This is a genomic window from Pseudomonas sp. FP603, assembly GCF_030687415.1.
GTDB lineage: Bacteria > Pseudomonadota > Gammaproteobacteria > Pseudomonadales > Pseudomonadaceae > Aquipseudomonas > Aquipseudomonas wuhanensis.
In genome coordinates this window covers 822,604-838,276 of record NZ_CP117431.1, presented here as the reverse complement: position 1 = coordinate 838,276, position 15,673 = coordinate 822,604, and the positions used below count along the sequence as shown (strand labels likewise).

Below are 15,673 nucleotides of genomic sequence, written 5' to 3'. Positions count from 1 at the left end.
CGTACGAACAGTCGACATCAATGTCGTCTGATGCACCGCTATCGCGGGCAAGCCCGCTCCCACAGGTTTTGTGGTGTTTATTCGATTGTGGTCAAAAGCCCTGCGGGGTCGACCGAGCCACAATCGCCTCCACATCCAGCCCGCGAGGCAACGCTCCATACACCCGACCGGCCGAACCGAGGCGGCTGGCGATGAAGGCATCACTGACCGCCGCATTCCCCGCCTCCAGCAACAGCTTGGCCTGAAGCCCCAAGGCTATGTCCTCGGTGAGCTGGCGGGCACGGTATTGAATGTCGTCGGTATCCTTGAACGCCGCCTGCAACTGGCTGATGTGCGCGGCCAGACGTTTGTCGCCATGACCGTCGCCCAACTCGCTGAACAGCACATCAAGCACGCCCGGCTCTTTCGACAATGCGCGCAATACGTCGAGGCATTGCACGTTGCCGGAACCTTCCCAGGTCGAGTTGACCGGGGCCTCACGGTACAGACGCGGCAGGATGCTTTCCTCGACATAACCAGCGCCGCCCATGCATTCGGCAGCCTCATTGATCATCGCGGGCGCACGCTTGCAGATCCAGTACTTGCCCACCGCCGTCACCAACCGGGCGAATTTCGCTTCATGCTCGTCATCCAGATGATCCAGCGCCCGGCCCATGCGCAAACTCAAGGCCAACGCCGCTTCGCTTTCCAGGGCCAGGTCGGCCAGCACGTTTTGCATCAAGGGTTGCTCGCTGAGCAACTTGCCACCGACCTTGCGATGGGCGCAGTGGTGGCTGGCCTGGGTCAGCGCCTGGCGCATCAGCGCGCTGGAGCCGACCATGCAATCGAAGCGGGTCATGGCGACCATTTCGATGATGGTCGGAACCCCCCGCCCCTCTTCGCCGACCATCCAGGCCAGGGCGCCACGGAACTCCACTTCGCTGGAGGCATTGGACCAGTTGCCGAGTTTGTTCTTCAGCCGCTGTATGTAGAACTGATTGCGCGTGTCGTCCGGGCGATGACGCGGCAGCAGGAAACAGGTCAAGCCTTTGTCGGTCTGTGCCAGGGTCAGGAAGGCGTCGCACATCGGTGCCGAGCAGAACCACTTGTGCCCCACCAGTTCATACGCCTGACCGGGGCCACTGGCGCCGACCGGATAAGCCTTGGTGGTGTTGGCCCGCACGTCGGTGCCGCCCTGTTTCTCGGTCATGGCCATGCCGATGGTGACCCCGGCCTTGTGGGCCATGCCGACGTTGCGCGGGTCGTATTCGGTGGCGAGGATTTTCGGCAGCCATTGTTCGGCCAGATCCGGTTGCAGGCGCATCGCCGGGACGCTGGCGAAGGTCATGGTGAGCGGGCAACCGCTGCCGGCTTCAGCCTGACTGTGCAAATAGGTCATGGAGGCGCGGGCAACGTGGGCACCCGGTTGCGGGTCGGTCCAGGGCAAACCTGTCAAGCCATGCTCTACCGCCGTGCGCATCAACTCATGGTAGGCCGGGTGAAATTCCACCAGGTCGATGCGATGGCCATAACGGTCATGGCTGACGAACACCGGTTTGTTCTGATTGGCTGCAAACCCCGCTTCCATCAGCGGCCCGCCGGCCAATGCGCCGTAAGCGTCGATCCGCGACTCGGCCCAACCGGCATCGAAACGCCGCGACCACTCCTGCAAAGGCTGGTCGATACGATAGAGGTTGGTACCGTCCAGCGACGGTGGCTGGTTGGTGACTTCGTGGGTTTCGGCGAACTGATGCAGGTTCATGACGGGGCTCCTTTGGTCAGCCAAGGGACTTTCAGTTAAGCACCGCCCCGAGGTTGAACAAAGTGGCATATCTGCCTAACTGTCGGCGCTTTCGCCTTGCCCCGGACTGAGCACCCGCCGATAGAGCGCCGCCTGCAAATCTTCGAATTTCACCGGTTTGCTCAGGTAGTCGACCAAGGTGTCGCTCGGGCCATAGGCCCGGTCCGCACTCAGGCAAATCATGAACACGGGTAATTCGGCGCAACCAGGCAAAGCCCGGATCCGACAGCAGATCGAGGCGCCGTCCAGTGGCGGCAGCTGACAATCGAGCAGCACCGCGTCAACGGCTTCACGCTGCAAGTGATCGAGCGCGGCCACGCCACTGTCAGCGGTGCGTACCCGGAACCCAAGCTTGAGCAACATGCCCCGCATCACCAATTGATTGATGCTGTTGTCATCAACCAGCAACACCGTGCAGTCCTGAGGCAAACGCAGGCCGGTGGTTTGCCGGGTGATTGAGGGCGCAGATCCCACCACCGCCAACTCGAACTCGACGTCCAGCTGAAAGCGACTGCCGCGACCCGGTTCCGAGCGGTGGCTCAGGCGCCCGCCGAGCAATTCGACCAGTTGCCGACAAATGGCCAGGCCAACGCCCAAACCACCGTATTCACGGGTCATCGAGCCGTCGAGCTGGAAGAAGCGCTGATACAGCGTTGCCTCCCCCAAATCGGTAAAGCCAATGCCGGTGTCGATCACAGTAAAAGACAGCGCCAGCCGATCGGGCGCCACCGGTTTGCCCGTCACCCGCAGCGCCAACCCGCCGATCCGGGTGAATTTGATCGCGTTATCCAGCAAGCATTCCAGGCATTGCGTCAGCTTGGCGCTGTCGCCGTGCAAGCGATCCGGCAGCCCGGGCGTAACCTCGACCTTGAAGTCCAGCGACTTGCTCGACGCATTGCCATCGAACTGCAGGCGCAAGGCCTCGACCACACTGCGCAAACTGAACGTGTCCGGATAGACCTTGAGCTTGCCGGCCTGCAATTCGGTCAAGGTGAGGATGCCGTTGACCATGCGCATCATGTCCCGCGCCGAACCGGCGGCCGTTTGCTGATACTGCTCCAGCTCAGGGTTCATCTCGACGGTCTGCATCAACTCCAATGAACCGATTACACCGTTCATGGGCGTGCGCAGTTCGTGGGTCAGAGTGGCGAGGAATTCGTCCTTGAGCTTGTTACTGTGGGCCAGTTGCTGGTTCAGTATTTCGAGCTTCTGGCCGGCATCGAACAGGGTTTGAGCCTGCTGCTCACGCATGGCGTTGATGCGATCGGCCAGGGCCAGGGACAGCAGCGCCACTTCGATTGCCGAGCCGATCTGGCTGGCGTACATGGTCAGGAATACGTTGGGCAAATAACCCAGCACCATCAAGGTGTTGACGATGCCACCGAGCAGGAACGCCGACCAGGCAATGATGAAATACCGCGCAACCCGCAGGCCACGCCACCAGGCGAAAATCCCGGCGGCGAAAATCACCACGGTAAAGACCAACGCCAGCAGCGTCGCCAGACGCAGGGCCAGGGCGTAACTGGTCATCAATGACAACCCGACTACCAGCACACTGAACGCAATCAACGCCAACAACAATCGGTCGAGCCAGCGACTGTGGGTGGCCGTCTGCAAAAAGCTGCGGGCGAACTGGCTGCCGAACAATCCTGAACAGCCGATGAAGAACGGCGTCGCAGCGTTCGCCCACCACGGATTGTTCGGCCAGAAGTACTCCACGGCCGCGCCATTCACCGACAGCTGATACAAGCCGAACGAGGCGATATAGACGATGTAATAGAGGTAGCTGGTGTCGCGCACGCTGAGAAAGATGAACAGGTTGTAGACCAGCATCCCCAGCAACACACCGTAAATCAGCCCCAGCACATAGAGCCGGACCGGCTGCTCTTCGAGGTAAGCGGTGCTTGACCATAAGGTGACGGGCGCCTGAACCGACCCTTCGCTTTGCAGGCGCAGGTACACAGTTTGCGCCTGCCCGGGCGTAAAGCTCAGATCGAACAGATAGTTGTTCTGGCGGATCTCGCGAGTGGCGAACGGCAACGCATCGCCGGTCTGTCGGACCAATTGATAGTCACCACCAGCATCGGCCAAGTAGAGATCAAGGTGATCGAGGGGCGGATAAGCCAGTTCCAGCAACCAGGTCTGTTGTGCCGACGGGTTGGTCGGGCGGTACTGCAGGTCGATTTTCAGCCAGAACGCCGAACGCGAATAACCGGCGTTGAGGGTGGCTTTATCGTGGGGTTTGAACTGCCCGGCTGCCGCTTGCGCACGGACGTCGGCGATGGTCGCCTGACCGCCCGCGTCTTCATAAACCTGCATCGTTCGGCCCAGGGGAAGGCTCTGGGTGAACTCGTCGAATTCGACGGCGCTCGCCAGGAGGGGCAAGCACAACAGCAACATCAGCAAATAGCGCATTTAAGCCCCAGCGTAGCCTGTCCGGTTCTGTCAGGAAGCCCCCCATTCCTTTTGAGTAGACGTAAAACCGGTATTACCTGTTATTGGTTTGGATCCACTCTAGCATAGCCGTTGATGGCCATTGAACACTATTGAAATTTTTCCTAAAAAGGCTCTAGAACGGGCGTTCCAGCGCCATGCATTGAGTTAGAGCTGTTGGCTTGGTCAGGTTGTGACAATGTCCCGGCGGGTGATGGACAACTGTGGCGAGGGAGCTTGCTCCCGTTGGGGTGCGAAGCGCCCCCTTTGCCTTCTGTCTGGAACACCGCGTAGACAGGTTTGCGACTGCTTCGCAGCCGAACGGGAGCAAGCTCCCTCGCCACAATGTCTCGGCCGGACTGGACTTCGCGACACCCGAAAAACATGTTTGGTGGTAAGCTCGCGCACCATGAATATCTACAGCTCTCGCCCCGTTGTCCTCTGTCTCTCCGGCCACGACCCAAGTGGTGGCGCCGGCTTGCAGGCAGATATCGAAGCCCTGCTCGCTCAGGGTTGTCATGCGGCTCCGGCCGTCACCGCCCTGACTGTGCAAGACACCGTCAACGTCACTGACTTCCGCGTGCTCGATCGCGAGTGGGTGCTGGCCCAGGCCAACGCCGTGCTCAACGACTCGGAAGTCGCCGCCGTCAAACTGGGCATGCTCGGCTCCCTGGAAATGGTCGACACCGTGGTCGAACTGCTTTCAGCGCACCCGCATTTGCCGGTGGTCTGCGATCCGGTGCTGCGCGCTGGCGGCGGCGGACGACTGGGCAAGGACGAAGTCGGCTATGCCATGCGCGAACGCCTGCTGCCGCTGTCGATCATTGCCACCCCCAACCTTCCCGAAGCCCGGATCCTCGCCGAACTGCCCGAAGGCACCGCGGACGAGTGCGCTGAAAAACTCCTGCCGTTCGTCAAACACCTGCTGATCACCGGCGGTCATGGCGACGAACACGAAATACACAATCGCCTGTACAGCCGCGACGGTCGCCGCGAAACCTTTACCTGCCAGCGCCTGCCCGGCAGCTATCACGGTTCCGGTTGCACGCTGGCCAGCGCCCTCGCCGGTCGTCTGGCCCAAGGTGAACACCTCGTCAGTGCCGTACAGAGCGCGCTTGACTACACTTGGCGCACCCTGCGTGATGCGGAGCAGCTGGGCAAAGGCCAGTTCGTGCCGCGCCGCTTGCCACTGGACTTCTGTTCGTAACGCCATGAGGCTTGTCCGATGAAACTACGTGGCCTGTACGCCATTACCGACAGCCAGTTACTGGCCGGTAAATTTCTTTCGTACGTGGAGGCGGCGCTCGAAGGCGGCGTCACCCTGTTGCAATACCGCGACAAGAGCAGTGACGAGGCCCGCCGTCTGCGCGAAGCCGAAGCCCTGCGCGATCTGTGCGAACGCTACAAGACTCATCTGATCATCAACGATGACGCCGAATTGGCTGCGCGCCTGAACGTCGGCGTGCACCTGGGCCAGACCGATGGCCCACTGATGCCGGTTCGCGCGCTGCTCGGTCGTCAGGCGATCATCGGTTCGACCTGCCACGCGCAACTCGAGCTCGCCGAACAAGCCGCCAAAGAAGGCGCCAGTTACGTCGCCTTCGGCCGCTTCTTCAACTCCAATACCAAACCCGGCGCACCGGCCTGCAGCCTCGAACTGCTTGATCAGGCCCGCAGCAAACTGCATCTGCCGGTCTGTGCGATCGGCGGCATCACTCTGGACAACGCTGCGCCACTGGTGGCTCACGGGGTCGATCTGCTGGCGGTAGTGCATGGTCTGTTTGGCGCCGAGAGCACGGCTGAAGTAACGCGCCGTGCCCGCGCCTTTAATGAATTGTTCAAATCCTGATTTTTTGAGAGCCCGATCATGTCTCGTTCCGAAACCCTGTTTGCCAACGCCCAAAAACACATTCCCGGAGGCGTGAACTCGCCTGTTCGTGCGTTCAAGAGCGTTGGCGGCACGCCGCTGTTCTTCAAACACGCCGAAGGCGCCTACGTCACCGACGAAGACGACAAGCGTTATGTGGATTACGTCGGTTCCTGGGGGCCGATGATTCTCGGCCACAGCCATCCGGACGTGCTGGACGCGGTGCGCAAACAGCTGGAGCACGGCCTGTCCTACGGCGCCCCGACCGCCATGGAAACCGAAATGGCCGATCTGGTCTGCTCGATCGTACCGTCGATGGAAATGGTGCGTATGGTCAGCTCCGGCACCGAAGCGACCATGAGTGCGATCCGTCTGGCCCGTGGCTTCACCGGTCGCGACAGCATCATCAAATTCGAAGGCTGCTACCACGGTCACTCCGACAGTCTGCTGGTCAAGGCCGGTTCCGGCGCCCTGACCCAAGGCGTGCCGAGCTCGGCCGGTGTGCCGGCGGCGTTCGCCAAACACACCCTGACCCTGCCGTTCAACGACATCGACGCGGTAGAAGCCATGCTCGCCGAAGTCGGTCAGGAAGTGGCCTGCATCATCGTCGAGCCAGTGGCCGGCAACATGAACTGCGTACCACCGGCTCCGGGCTTCCTCGAAGGCCTGCGGACCCTGTGCGACAAACACGGCGTGGTGCTGATTTTCGACGAAGTGATGACCGGTTTCCGCGTCGCCCTCGGTGGTGCCCAAGCCCATTACGGCGTCACGCCGGACCTGAGCACCTTCGGCAAGATCATCGGTGGCGGCATGCCGGTTGGCTGCTTCGGTGGCAAACGCAAGATCATGGAGCACATCGCACCATTGGGCCCGGTCTACCAGGCTGGCACGTTGTCGGGTAACCCACTGGCGATGGCGGCAGGGCCTGACCACTCTGCGCCTGATCAGTCGCCCTGGTTTCCACGCCGAACTGAGCGACTACACCAGCCGCTTGCTCGATGGTCTGCAACAGCGTGCTGACGCCGCCGGCATTCCGTTCGTGACCACTCAGGCCGGCGGCATGTTCGGGCTGTACTTCAGCGGCGCTGACGACATCGTGACCTTTGAGGATGTGATGGCCAGCGATGCCGGCCTGTTCGGGCGTTTCTTCCACCTGATGCTCGAAGGCGGCGTGTACCTGGCGCCAAGCGCTTTCGAAGCCGGTTTCACCTCGATCGCCCACGGTGAAACCGAGTTGAAACTGACGCTGGACGCCGCCGAGCGTGCGTTCGCCGCATTGAAATAAAGCTGCGACGCTGACGTTGGCCATTGCCAGCGTCAGCTTTCACCTACATTCCTGTCCTTTTTCCTACTCATCTGCCAATAATCCCCCGCAAAGTGGGCGATATATTCCCCCGCGCAGCAGAAAAACGAGTAAAGACTTTGTAAGGTTGGCCCTGCTTATTTCATAATGCGCGCTTATTGGATCCCTCGATGGGTCCACGCGCCCCTCAGAGGTAAGTCGATTCCCATGAACCGCACCGGCCGCACCCTTGCATTGGGCTGCCTGTTGCTCCTTCAGCCCCTGCTCGCGCTCGCACAAGCAGGCGGCAACTCGTTGTTGATCCCGGCGATGGGTCGCTGCACCCTCAATACTCAGCCGCAAGACCTGACGCAAGCGCTCGCCGCCTGTCAGAAAGCGTCGGATGAAGGGGATGCGCAAGCGCAATACGAGTTGGGTGAGTTCTACTACGACGGCAAAAACGCGCCGCGCGACCTCAATCAAGCCCTGAGCTACTTCGAAAAGGCCTCGCTGCAAGGCCACGCCCAGGCGCAATTCAAACTTGGCACCATGTTCTTCCATGGCGAAGGCGTACCGGCCAATAACGTTCAGGCGTATATCGTGCTGAAAATGGCCGCAGTCAACGGTGCCGAAGAGGCGCTGGACACCGCCGACGAAGTCGCCGAAAAAATGCCCCGCGAAGATCTGGAAGTCGCCACCCAGGTGCTGGGGCAAATTTTCCGTAAATACCTGATGGAATTGCAGAGCGCCGATGGGCGTACGCCGTTTTCGCCACTGCCTTGAATTGACTGGCCCCTGTGGCGAGGGAGCTTGCTCCCGCTCGGCTGCGCAGCAGTCGTAAAGTCAGCACACGCGGTCTGTCTGGAAGGTAGCGGCGGCTGATTTCAGGGCCGCTTCGCAGCCCAACGGGAGCAAGCTCCCTCGCCACAACAAGCATCACTAGCCACTCAATCTGCGGCCTACTTCTCAGGCATCGGCATCGGAAACGGCATCACATTGCCGACCGCACCGCGGGCTTCGCTGATTTTCGGGGTGCCGAGGCGCTCGACCTCGTCGATGCGCACGATCGAATGCATCGGCACAAAACTGCGCACAACGCCTTCGAACTGAGCCTTGAGCTTCTCTTCGCTCGGATCGACGACCACTTGCGTGCGCTCGCCAAAGACGAACTCTTCCACTTCCAGGAAGCCCCACAGATCACTTTGATAGATCTGCTTGGCGTACATTTCGTACACCTGGCCCTGATTGAGGAAAATCACCTTGTAGATTGGAGCTTCACGTTTGGTCATGGTGGGCGGGTAACACATCGGGGATAAAAATGAGGGCGCGAACTATAGCATAGCCGCCGGACGCGCAACGGTAGGAACCTTGGTGCATGTTCCCTATAATGCGCGGTTCTTTGAATCACGTGATGACTCTATCCATGGCCAAGAAGCTTTACATCGAAACCCACGGTTGCCAGATGAACGAGTACGACAGCTCGCGCATGGTCGATCTGCTGGGTGAACACCAGGCCCTGGAAGTCACCGCTCGCGCAGAAGACGCCGACGTGATCCTGCTCAATACCTGCTCGATCCGCGAACGCGCCCAGGACCGGGTGTATTCCCAACTGGGCCGTTGGCGCGAATTGAAACTGGCTAACCCGGAAATGGTCATCGCCGTCGGCGGTTGCGTGGCCAGCCAGGAAGGCGCGGCCATCCGTGATCGCGCTCCCTATGTGGACGTGGTATTCGGCCCGCAGACCCTGCACCGCCTGCCGGAAATGATCGACGCCGCGCGCCTGACCAAGCTGCCGCAAGTCGACGTCTCGTTCCCGGAAATCGAAAAATTCGACCACTTGCCCGAACCGCGCATCGATGGGCCGAGCGCTTACGTGTCGGTCATGGAAGGCTGCAGCAAGTACTGCACGTTCTGCGTGGTGCCTTATACCCGCGGTGAAGAAGTCAGCCGACCGTTCGACGACGTGATTGCCGAGATCATTCACCTGGCCGAAAACGGCGTGCGCGAAGTGACGTTGCTGGGGCAGAACGTCAACGGTTATCGCGGCACCACGCACGATGGTCGCCTGGCCGACCTGGCGGAACTGATCCGCGTAGTGGCGGCGGTCGATGGCATCGACCGGATTCGCTACACCACCTCGCACCCACTGGAGTTCTCCGACAGCCTGATCCAGGCCCACGCCGACGTACCGGAATTGGTGAAACACCTGCATTTGCCAGTGCAATCGGGTTCCGACCGGATCCTCGCGGCGATGAAGCGCAACCACACCGCGCTGGAGTACAAATCCAAACTACGCAAGCTGCGAGCCGCCGTGCCGGGAATCTGCATCAGCTCGGACTTCATCGTCGGCTTCCCGGGCGAGACCGAGAAAGACTTCGAACAGACCATGAAGCTGATCGAAGACGTCGGTTTCGACTTTTCCTACTCGTTCGTCTATAGCCAGCGCCCAGGCACGCCGGCCGCCGATCTGGCCGACGAAACGCCGGAAGCACTGAAAAAAGAACGCCTGAATGCCCTGCAACATCGCCTCAACCAGCAAGGTTTCGAGATCAGCCGACAAATGGTGGGCTCCATTCAGCGGATTCTGGTAACCGATTATTCGAAAAAAGACCCCGGAGAACTGCAAGGCCGGACCGAGAATAATCGTATCGTCAACTTCCGCTGCGACAATCCGACCCTGATCGGCCAGTTCGCCGACGTGCACATCGACGCCGCGCAACCGCACTCGCTGCGGGGCTCGCTGATCCAGTAACAGTGCATTACCCCCCTGTGGGAGCGGGCTTGCTCGCGAAGAGGGAGTGTCAGTCGACAACAATGTGGCTGACACACCGCTTTCGCGAGCAAGCCCGCTCCCACAGAGACCGCGCCCGACCATGAATCAGATTGGTCTGTTTAAGAGCTTTCGCACCCAGGCGACTGGCGCTATCCTTGATTCATCATAATTGCCCCTGGGCGGCTAAATACGACCTTGAACGCACCCATAGAACCACATCGTTTCATCCTCGAGCCTTTTGAAGCTCGCCGCTTCGCCAATCTGTGCGGGCAATTCGACGAGCATCTGCGCTTGATCGAACAGCGCCTCGCGATCGAGATCCGCAACCGCGGAAATCAGTTCGAACTGATCGGCGAGCCCAAGCACACCACCTCCGCGGAAAACCTGCTGCGCCGCTTGTACCGGGAAACCAAAGGTACCGAGCTGTCGCCAGACATGGTTCACCTGTTCCTGCAGGAGTCGGCCGTCGAGGAACTGGATAACCACTCCCCTGCCGAACCGTCCGTCGCCTTGCGCACCAAGAAAGGCATGATTCGCCCTCGCGGCTTGAATCAGGTGCGCTATGTGAAGGAAATCCTCGGTAACGACATCAACTTCGGCATCGGCCCGGCCGGTACCGGCAAGACCTATCTGGCCGTTGCCTGTGCGGTAGACGCACTGGAACGCGAGCAGATTCGCCGCATTCTGCTGGTCCGTCCGGCGGTTGAAGCGGGCGAAAAGCTCGGCTTCCTGCCTGGCGACCTGTCCCAGAAGATCGACCCGTACCTGCGCCCGCTCTACGACGCGCTCTACGAAATGCTCGGTTTCGAATACGTCGCCAAGCTGATCGAGCGTCAAGTGATCGAAGTCGCGCCGCTGGCCTACATGCGCGGCCGTACGCTGAATAACAGCTTCATCATCCTCGACGAAAGCCAGAACACCACCGTCGAGCAGATGAAAATGTTCCTGACTCGGATCGGCTTCGGTTCCACCGCCGTCATCACGGGTGACATCACTCAGGTCGACCTGCCGAAAGGCACGAAGTCCGGGCTGCATCACGTGATCGAAGTGCTCAAAGACGTGCCGGGTATCAGCTTCACCCACTTCATGCCCAAGGACGTGGTGCGCCATCCGCTGGTGCAGCGCATTGTCGAAGCCTATGAACGCTTCGAAAATCGCACAGCCGATGAACCGGCGAAGTTCTCTTCCAAGGACACTCGCCACGATGCTTGAGCTTGATCTGCAACTGGCTACCGAAGCGTCTGCCCCAAGCGAAGCCGAGTTCCGTCAATGGTGCGAACTGGCCCTGCGCCAGCGTACGGCCGACTCCGAAATGACCATCCGTCTGGTCGACGAAGAGGAAGCCCGCGAACTGAATTTCACCTGGCGGCAGAAAGACTACGCCACCAACGTTTTGTCGTTCCCGGCCGATGTTCCCGATGAATTTCTCGACATTCCCTTGCTGGGCGATCTGGTGATCTGCGTAGCGGTGGTCGAGCGCGAAGCGGCGGAACAAGGCAAGGAATTAAAGGCCCATTGGGCGCATCTGGTCATTCACGGCTGCTTGCATCTGCTTGGTTACGACCATATAGATGACGACGAAGCCGAAGAAATGGAAGCACTGGAACGAACGTTGCTTGCAGAGCTGGGTCATCCAGACCCTTATGCGGACGACGAAACAGACACATCCCCAACCGAAACAACAAAGGATTCAGAGTAATCGCTATGAGCGAAGATCGATCGAGCAACGGGCAGAAGTCATGGCTGGGTAAGCTCACCCAGGCTTTTGCCCACGAGCCGAAGAACCGCCAGGAGCTGCTGGAGCTGCTGCGCGACGCACATCAAAACAAGTTGCTGGACAGCGAAGCGCTGGCCATCGTCGAAGGTGCCATCCAGGTTGCAGACCTGCAAGTACGGGACATCATGGTCCCGCGCTCGCAGATGATCAGCATCAAGGCGACCCAGACACCCCGCGAGTTCCTGCCAGCCGTGGTCGACTCGGCCCACTCCCGCTACCCGGTGATCGGCGAAAGCCACGATGACGTGATGGGTGTGTTACTGGCCAAGGATTTGCTGCCGTTGATCCTCAAGGAGAACGGCGACAGCTTCAACATCAAGGACCTGCTGCGCCCGGCCACCTTCGTGCCCGAGTCCAAGCGCCTGAATGTGCTGCTGCGCGAATTTCGCGCCAACCATAACCACATGGCCATCGTCATTGACGAATACGGCGGCGTGGCCGGCCTGGTGACCATCGAAGACGTGTTGGAACAGATCGTCGGCGACATCGAAGACGAACACGACGTCGAAGAAGACAGCTACATCAAGCCGCTGCCCAGCGGGGACTTCCTGATCAAGGCCCTGACGCCGATCGATAACTTCAACGAGTTCTTCGACAGCGAATTCTCCGACGATGAATTCGACACCGTCGGTGGCTTGGTGATGAGCGCGTTCGGGCACTTGCCAAAACGCAACGAAATCACTGAGATCGGCGCCTATCGCTTCCGCATCCTGAACGCCGACAGCCGTCGGATTCACTTGCTGCGTCTGACACCTATTGCCCGTTAAGGATTGACATGCTCCGCGTAACCCGCCCCGGCTGGCCCGGTAACCTGCTGGCCGTGGCGGCCGGTGCACTCACCACCCTGGCCCTGGCGCCGTTCGATATCTGGCCGCTGGCATTGCTGGCGGTCGGTTTCTTTTATGCCGGTTTGCGTGAACTGAGCCCCCGCCAAGCCTTGGGCCGTGGCTGGTGTTTCGGTTTCGGCCTGTTTGCCGCAGGCACCAGCTGGATTTACTACAGCATTCACAACTTCGGCGGCGCCTCGGTGCTGCTGGCCGGGTTCTTGATGCTGCTCTTCACCGCGGCGATTGCCTGGTTCTTCGCTCTGCCCGCCTGGATTTGGGCGCGCTGGCTGCGCCGTAACGAAGCGCCGCTGGCCGATGCCTTGGCATTTGCGGCGTTGTGGGTGGGTCAGGAAGCCTTTCGTGGCTGGTTCCTTACCGGCTTCCCTTGGCTCTATTCCGGTTATAGCCAGCTCGACGGCCCATTGGCCGGGCTCGCGCCGGTCGGCGGAATGTGGCTGATTTCCTTCTCCCTGGCTCTGACGGCTGCGCTGATCTACAACGCTGCGCGCCTGGTGAGCACTGGCCGTAAAGGCTTCATCGCTGTCGGTGTGTTACTGCTGGCTGGCCCATGGGTGGCCGGCATGGCGCTCAAGGAACATGCCTGGACCAGCCCGGCGGGCGCCCCACTGAGCGTCGCGGCGATTCAGGGCAACATCGAACAAAGCATAAAGTGGGACCCCTCGCAGCTCAACGCGCAGCTGGCGCTGTACCGCGACATGAGCTTCAGCTCCAAACGCGTCGACCTGCTGATCTGGCCGGAAACAGCGGTCCCGGTGCTCAAGGAGTCCGCCGAGGGCTACCTGAACATGATGGGAAGCTTCGCCGCCGAACGTAAATCCGCGCTGATCACCGGCGTGCCGATTCGCCAGGAAGTCCATCACCAGAAGCGCTTCTTCAACGGCATTACCGTTGTCGGTGAGGGCGATGGCACTTACCTGAAGCAGAAACTGGTGCCGTTCGGCGAATACGTTCCATTGCAGGAAGTCTTGCGCGGCCTGATCGCGTTCTTCGACCTGCCGATGTCCGACTTTGCCCGTGGGCCGGCCGATCAACCGCTGCTGCAGGCCAAGGGTTATCAGATTGCGCCGTACATCTGCTATGAAGTGGTCTACCCGGAATTCGCCGCCGGCCTCGCTGCCCGTAGCGATTTGCTGCTGACCATCAGCAACGACACCTGGTTCGGCACCTCGATCGGCCCGCTGCAACATTTGCAGATGGCGCAGATGCGCGCACTTGAGGCCGGCCGCTGGATGATCCGCGCGACCAACAACGGCGTGACCGGATTGATCAACCCTTTTGGCCAGATCACTGCGCAGATCCCGCAGTTCGAACAAGGCATCCTGTATGGCGAAGTGGTGCCGATGCACAACCTGACGCCCTACCTGGAATGGCGTTCGTGGCCATTGATCATCAGTTGCGTGTTGTTGTTTGGCTGGGCGCTGGTGGCCAACCGGATGGCCAAGACCGTCTGAGCTTCTGTGGCGAGGGGGCTTGCCCCGCTGGGTTGCGCAGCAGCCCCAAATTATACGACTGCTGCGCAGCCGAACGGGGGCAAGCCCCCTCGCCACAGATCAGCGATAAAACAACGAATACCCGATCTGCCCCACCGCCTCATTCATCAACTGCCCGCTCTGCCAGATCGATTTGAATTCCGGCATCCAGCCGCCCAGCGGCCGGGCATTGTCCACGCCTAAAAACCCCACTGGCGCGGGCACCACCTCAAACCCGGCCTGCTGGAAACTCCAAACCGCTCGCGGCATGTGCCAGGCCTGAGTCACGACCACCACCCGCTTGATCCCCTCCGGCAACAATACCTGGGCGCTGAATTGCGCATTCTCCCAGGTCGTGCGGCTGCGCCCTTCCTGCCAGCGCACCGTCACGCCAAAATCATCTAGCAATGAGTCCGCCATCAGCTTCGCTTCGGTCGGTGGCGTGCCGTAATGCAGGCCGCCACTGGTCAGAATCGGCAAACCGGACGCCTTGGCCAGGCGCGCGGCATAGCGTTCACGCCCCAGGCCTACACCGGTCGGTTGGTCAACGCCCCAGGCCGGGTCGCCACGCTCACGCCCTGAACCCAGCACCACGATTGCGTCGGCCCGCTGGCTCAAGGTTGCCCATTCCTCGCGCGCCAGAGGCGGCTCGCGCTCCAGCGCCCTGGCACTCCACTCCACCATCACTGGCAGGCTCATCAACCAGAAGCCGCCCACGCCCAAGATAAAACACAACCCCGCCAGCCTCGGCCTTGAGCGGCGCCACCACCAGGCAAGCACCAGCAACAGCAATAAAATGCCGGGCGGCAATAGAAGTTGTTTAATGAAATAACGAAAAGGCATCGGGCATCTCCATAGATGCCCGAAGCCTAGGTGGATTGACGCAATGCGACAACAAATGCGGAAGGACTTTGCTTCAAAAAAGCATATCCCACGGCTTCAAGTGCCCTTACTTGAATTGCAAAGACCGGACCTTTACCGCGCCTTTGCCGGGTGCCTTATCCTTGAGCCAGATGATATTGGCCGAACGTGGTGCCTCGAGTTGCTTCATTGCTGCTGACAAGCATCCATGCGTCTCACGTTCACTACGGTCCAGATACGCCTTGACCAGTTCAAACTCTGCGGGGCTCAAACCACGCAGCTCCAGCTCCAGGGGACGCTCATCGCGAAGCCGACCGGCGGTTTTGGCCACATCCAGGGCCATTGCGAGACGGTCGATCAGTCTTTCGTACAGCTCCGGTTTTGTAGCTTTTTGCTGTGACTCAACCATCCATCACCTCATTGAAGATAAGACTCACTCCCCTTTTAGAGCTTAGCCTCGCTGAAAAAACCGGCTGAGTGCCGCGACCAACGGCCCTCGGGGCGGTCATTGGCCGCGTCCTTGCGTGTAATCAGGGTTTCCCTCGGTAGAGTGCGGTCATGTATGCTACGGCGCTTCCTGTAA

Annotated in this window: 13 protein-coding genes and 1 pseudogene; 9 read left to right on the top strand and 5 right to left on the bottom strand. The window is 60.3% G+C overall.

Annotation, left to right across the window (positions count from 1 at the left end; translation table 11 throughout):
* Window positions 1-91 precede the first annotated feature (91 nt).
* Window positions 92-1,741 (bottom strand): acyl-CoA dehydrogenase family protein, encoded by a 1,650-nt coding sequence (locus PSH65_RS03930; protein WP_305425005.1) that lies wholly within the window; start codon window positions 1,739-1,741, stop codon window positions 92-94.
* A 75-nt stretch (window positions 1,742-1,816) separates the two neighbouring features.
* Window positions 1,817-4,195 carry a hybrid sensor histidine kinase/response regulator gene (locus tag PSH65_RS03925; RefSeq protein WP_305425004.1) on the bottom strand — a complete coding sequence of 793 codons (2,379 nt, stop codon included), beginning with the start codon at window positions 4,193-4,195 and terminating at the stop codon, window positions 1,817-1,819.
* A gap of 427 nt (window positions 4,196-4,622) precedes the next feature.
* On the opposite strand from PSH65_RS03925, the gene PSH65_RS03920 reads away from it, so the two are divergent.
* The 4 genes and pseudogenes from PSH65_RS03920 (at window position 4,623) to PSH65_RS03905 (ending at window position 8,145) form a co-directional block, all read left to right on the top strand.
* Window positions 4,623-5,420: a hydroxymethylpyrimidine/phosphomethylpyrimidine kinase gene (locus PSH65_RS03920; protein ID WP_030129523.1), complete on the top strand. Its 798-nt coding sequence runs from the start codon at window positions 4,623-4,625 to the stop codon at window positions 5,418-5,420.
* An 18-nt stretch (window positions 5,421-5,438) separates the two neighbouring features.
* Window positions 5,439-6,062: a thiamine phosphate synthase gene (gene thiE, locus PSH65_RS03915; protein WP_305425003.1), complete on the top strand. Its 624-nt coding sequence runs from the start codon at window positions 5,439-5,441 to the stop codon at window positions 6,060-6,062.
* A gap of 18 nt (window positions 6,063-6,080) precedes the next feature.
* A pseudogene (gene hemL / locus PSH65_RS03910) lies at window positions 6,081-7,365 on the top strand (glutamate-1-semialdehyde 2,1-aminomutase).
* A gap of 225 nt (window positions 7,366-7,590) precedes the next feature.
* Window positions 7,591-8,145 carry a tetratricopeptide repeat protein gene (locus tag PSH65_RS03905; protein WP_008070087.1) on the top strand — a complete coding sequence of 185 codons (555 nt, stop codon included), beginning with the start codon at window positions 7,591-7,593 and terminating at the stop codon, window positions 8,143-8,145.
* Between the two features lie 176 nt (window positions 8,146-8,321).
* Here PSH65_RS03905 and PSH65_RS03900 read toward each other — a convergent pair whose 3' ends face one another.
* A complete protein-coding gene (locus PSH65_RS03900) occupies window positions 8,322-8,651 on the bottom strand; it encodes a DUF1820 family protein (RefSeq protein ID WP_007894425.1) in 330 nt (109 codons plus the stop codon).
* Between the two features lie 134 nt (window positions 8,652-8,785).
* Here PSH65_RS03900 and miaB point away from each other — a divergent pair, with 134 nt between their 5' ends.
* From miaB to lnt, 5 genes are all read left to right on the top strand, one after another.
* Window positions 8,786-10,114: a tRNA (N6-isopentenyl adenosine(37)-C2)-methylthiotransferase MiaB gene (miaB, locus tag PSH65_RS03895; protein ID WP_305425002.1), complete on the top strand. Its 1,329-nt coding sequence runs from the start codon at window positions 8,786-8,788 to the stop codon at window positions 10,112-10,114.
* 216 nt (window positions 10,115-10,330) lie between these two features.
* The gene (locus PSH65_RS03890; protein WP_305425001.1) at window positions 10,331-11,347 is read left to right on the top strand and encodes a PhoH family protein; all 1,017 of its coding nucleotides are present in this window, start codon (window positions 10,331-10,333) and stop codon (window positions 11,345-11,347) included.
* The gene (gene ybeY, locus PSH65_RS03885) at window positions 11,340-11,834 is read left to right on the top strand and encodes an rRNA maturation RNase YbeY (protein WP_305425000.1); all 495 of its coding nucleotides are present in this window, start codon (window positions 11,340-11,342) and stop codon (window positions 11,832-11,834) included. Before PSH65_RS03890 ends, ybeY begins: the two co-directional genes overlap by 8 nt.
* A gap of 5 nt (window positions 11,835-11,839) precedes the next feature.
* Window positions 11,840-12,679 (top strand): HlyC/CorC family transporter, encoded by an 840-nt coding sequence (locus tag PSH65_RS03880; RefSeq protein ID WP_007894419.1) that lies wholly within the window; start codon window positions 11,840-11,842, stop codon window positions 12,677-12,679.
* 8 nt (window positions 12,680-12,687) lie between these two features.
* Entirely contained in the window at window positions 12,688-14,211 is a 1,524-nt protein-coding gene (lnt, locus tag PSH65_RS03875) for an apolipoprotein N-acyltransferase (protein WP_305424999.1), read from the top strand.
* 99 nt (window positions 14,212-14,310) lie between these two features.
* Here lnt and PSH65_RS03870 read toward each other — a convergent pair whose 3' ends face one another.
* Together PSH65_RS03870 and PSH65_RS03865 are read right to left on the bottom strand one after the other, a co-directional pair.
* Complete coding sequence (locus PSH65_RS03870; RefSeq protein ID WP_305424998.1) at window positions 14,311-15,072, bottom strand: YdcF family protein; 762 nt, start codon at window positions 15,070-15,072, stop codon at window positions 14,311-14,313.
* A gap of 106 nt (window positions 15,073-15,178) precedes the next feature.
* Window positions 15,179-15,499, bottom strand: a complete 321-nt coding sequence (locus PSH65_RS03865; protein WP_305424997.1) for a hypothetical protein — start codon at window positions 15,497-15,499, stop codon at window positions 15,179-15,181.
* Window positions 15,500-15,673: the final 174 nt, after the last annotated feature.

Bases quoted from the DNA above. Each gene is read 5' to 3' on its own strand.
- PSH65_RS03930 (WP_305425005.1), bottom strand. From the start codon at position 1,741: ATGAACCTGCATCAGTTCGCCGAAACCCACGAAGTCACCAACCAGCCA.
- PSH65_RS03925 (WP_305425004.1), bottom strand. From the start codon at position 4,195: ATGCGCTATTTGCTGATGTTGCTGTTGTGCTTGCCCCTCCTGGCGAGC.
- PSH65_RS03920 (WP_030129523.1), top strand. From the start codon at position 4,623: ATGAATATCTACAGCTCTCGCCCCGTTGTCCTCTGTCTCTCCGGCCAC.
- thiE (WP_305425003.1), top strand. From the start codon at position 5,439: ATGAAACTACGTGGCCTGTACGCCATTACCGACAGCCAGTTACTGGCC.
- PSH65_RS03905 (WP_008070087.1), top strand. From the start codon at position 7,591: ATGAACCGCACCGGCCGCACCCTTGCATTGGGCTGCCTGTTGCTCCTT.
- PSH65_RS03900 (WP_007894425.1), bottom strand. From the start codon at position 8,651: ATGACCAAACGTGAAGCTCCAATCTACAAGGTGATTTTCCTCAATCAG.
- miaB (WP_305425002.1), top strand. From the start codon at position 8,786: ATGGCCAAGAAGCTTTACATCGAAACCCACGGTTGCCAGATGAACGAG.
- ybeY (WP_305425000.1), top strand. From the start codon at position 11,340: ATGCTTGAGCTTGATCTGCAACTGGCTACCGAAGCGTCTGCCCCAAGC.
- PSH65_RS03880 (WP_007894419.1), top strand. From the start codon at position 11,840: ATGAGCGAAGATCGATCGAGCAACGGGCAGAAGTCATGGCTGGGTAAG.
- lnt (WP_305424999.1), top strand. From the start codon at position 12,688: ATGCTCCGCGTAACCCGCCCCGGCTGGCCCGGTAACCTGCTGGCCGTG.
- PSH65_RS03870 (WP_305424998.1), bottom strand. From the start codon at position 15,072: ATGCCTTTTCGTTATTTCATTAAACAACTTCTATTGCCGCCCGGCATT.
- PSH65_RS03865 (WP_305424997.1), bottom strand. From the start codon at position 15,499: ATGGTTGAGTCACAGCAAAAAGCTACAAAACCGGAGCTGTACGAAAGA.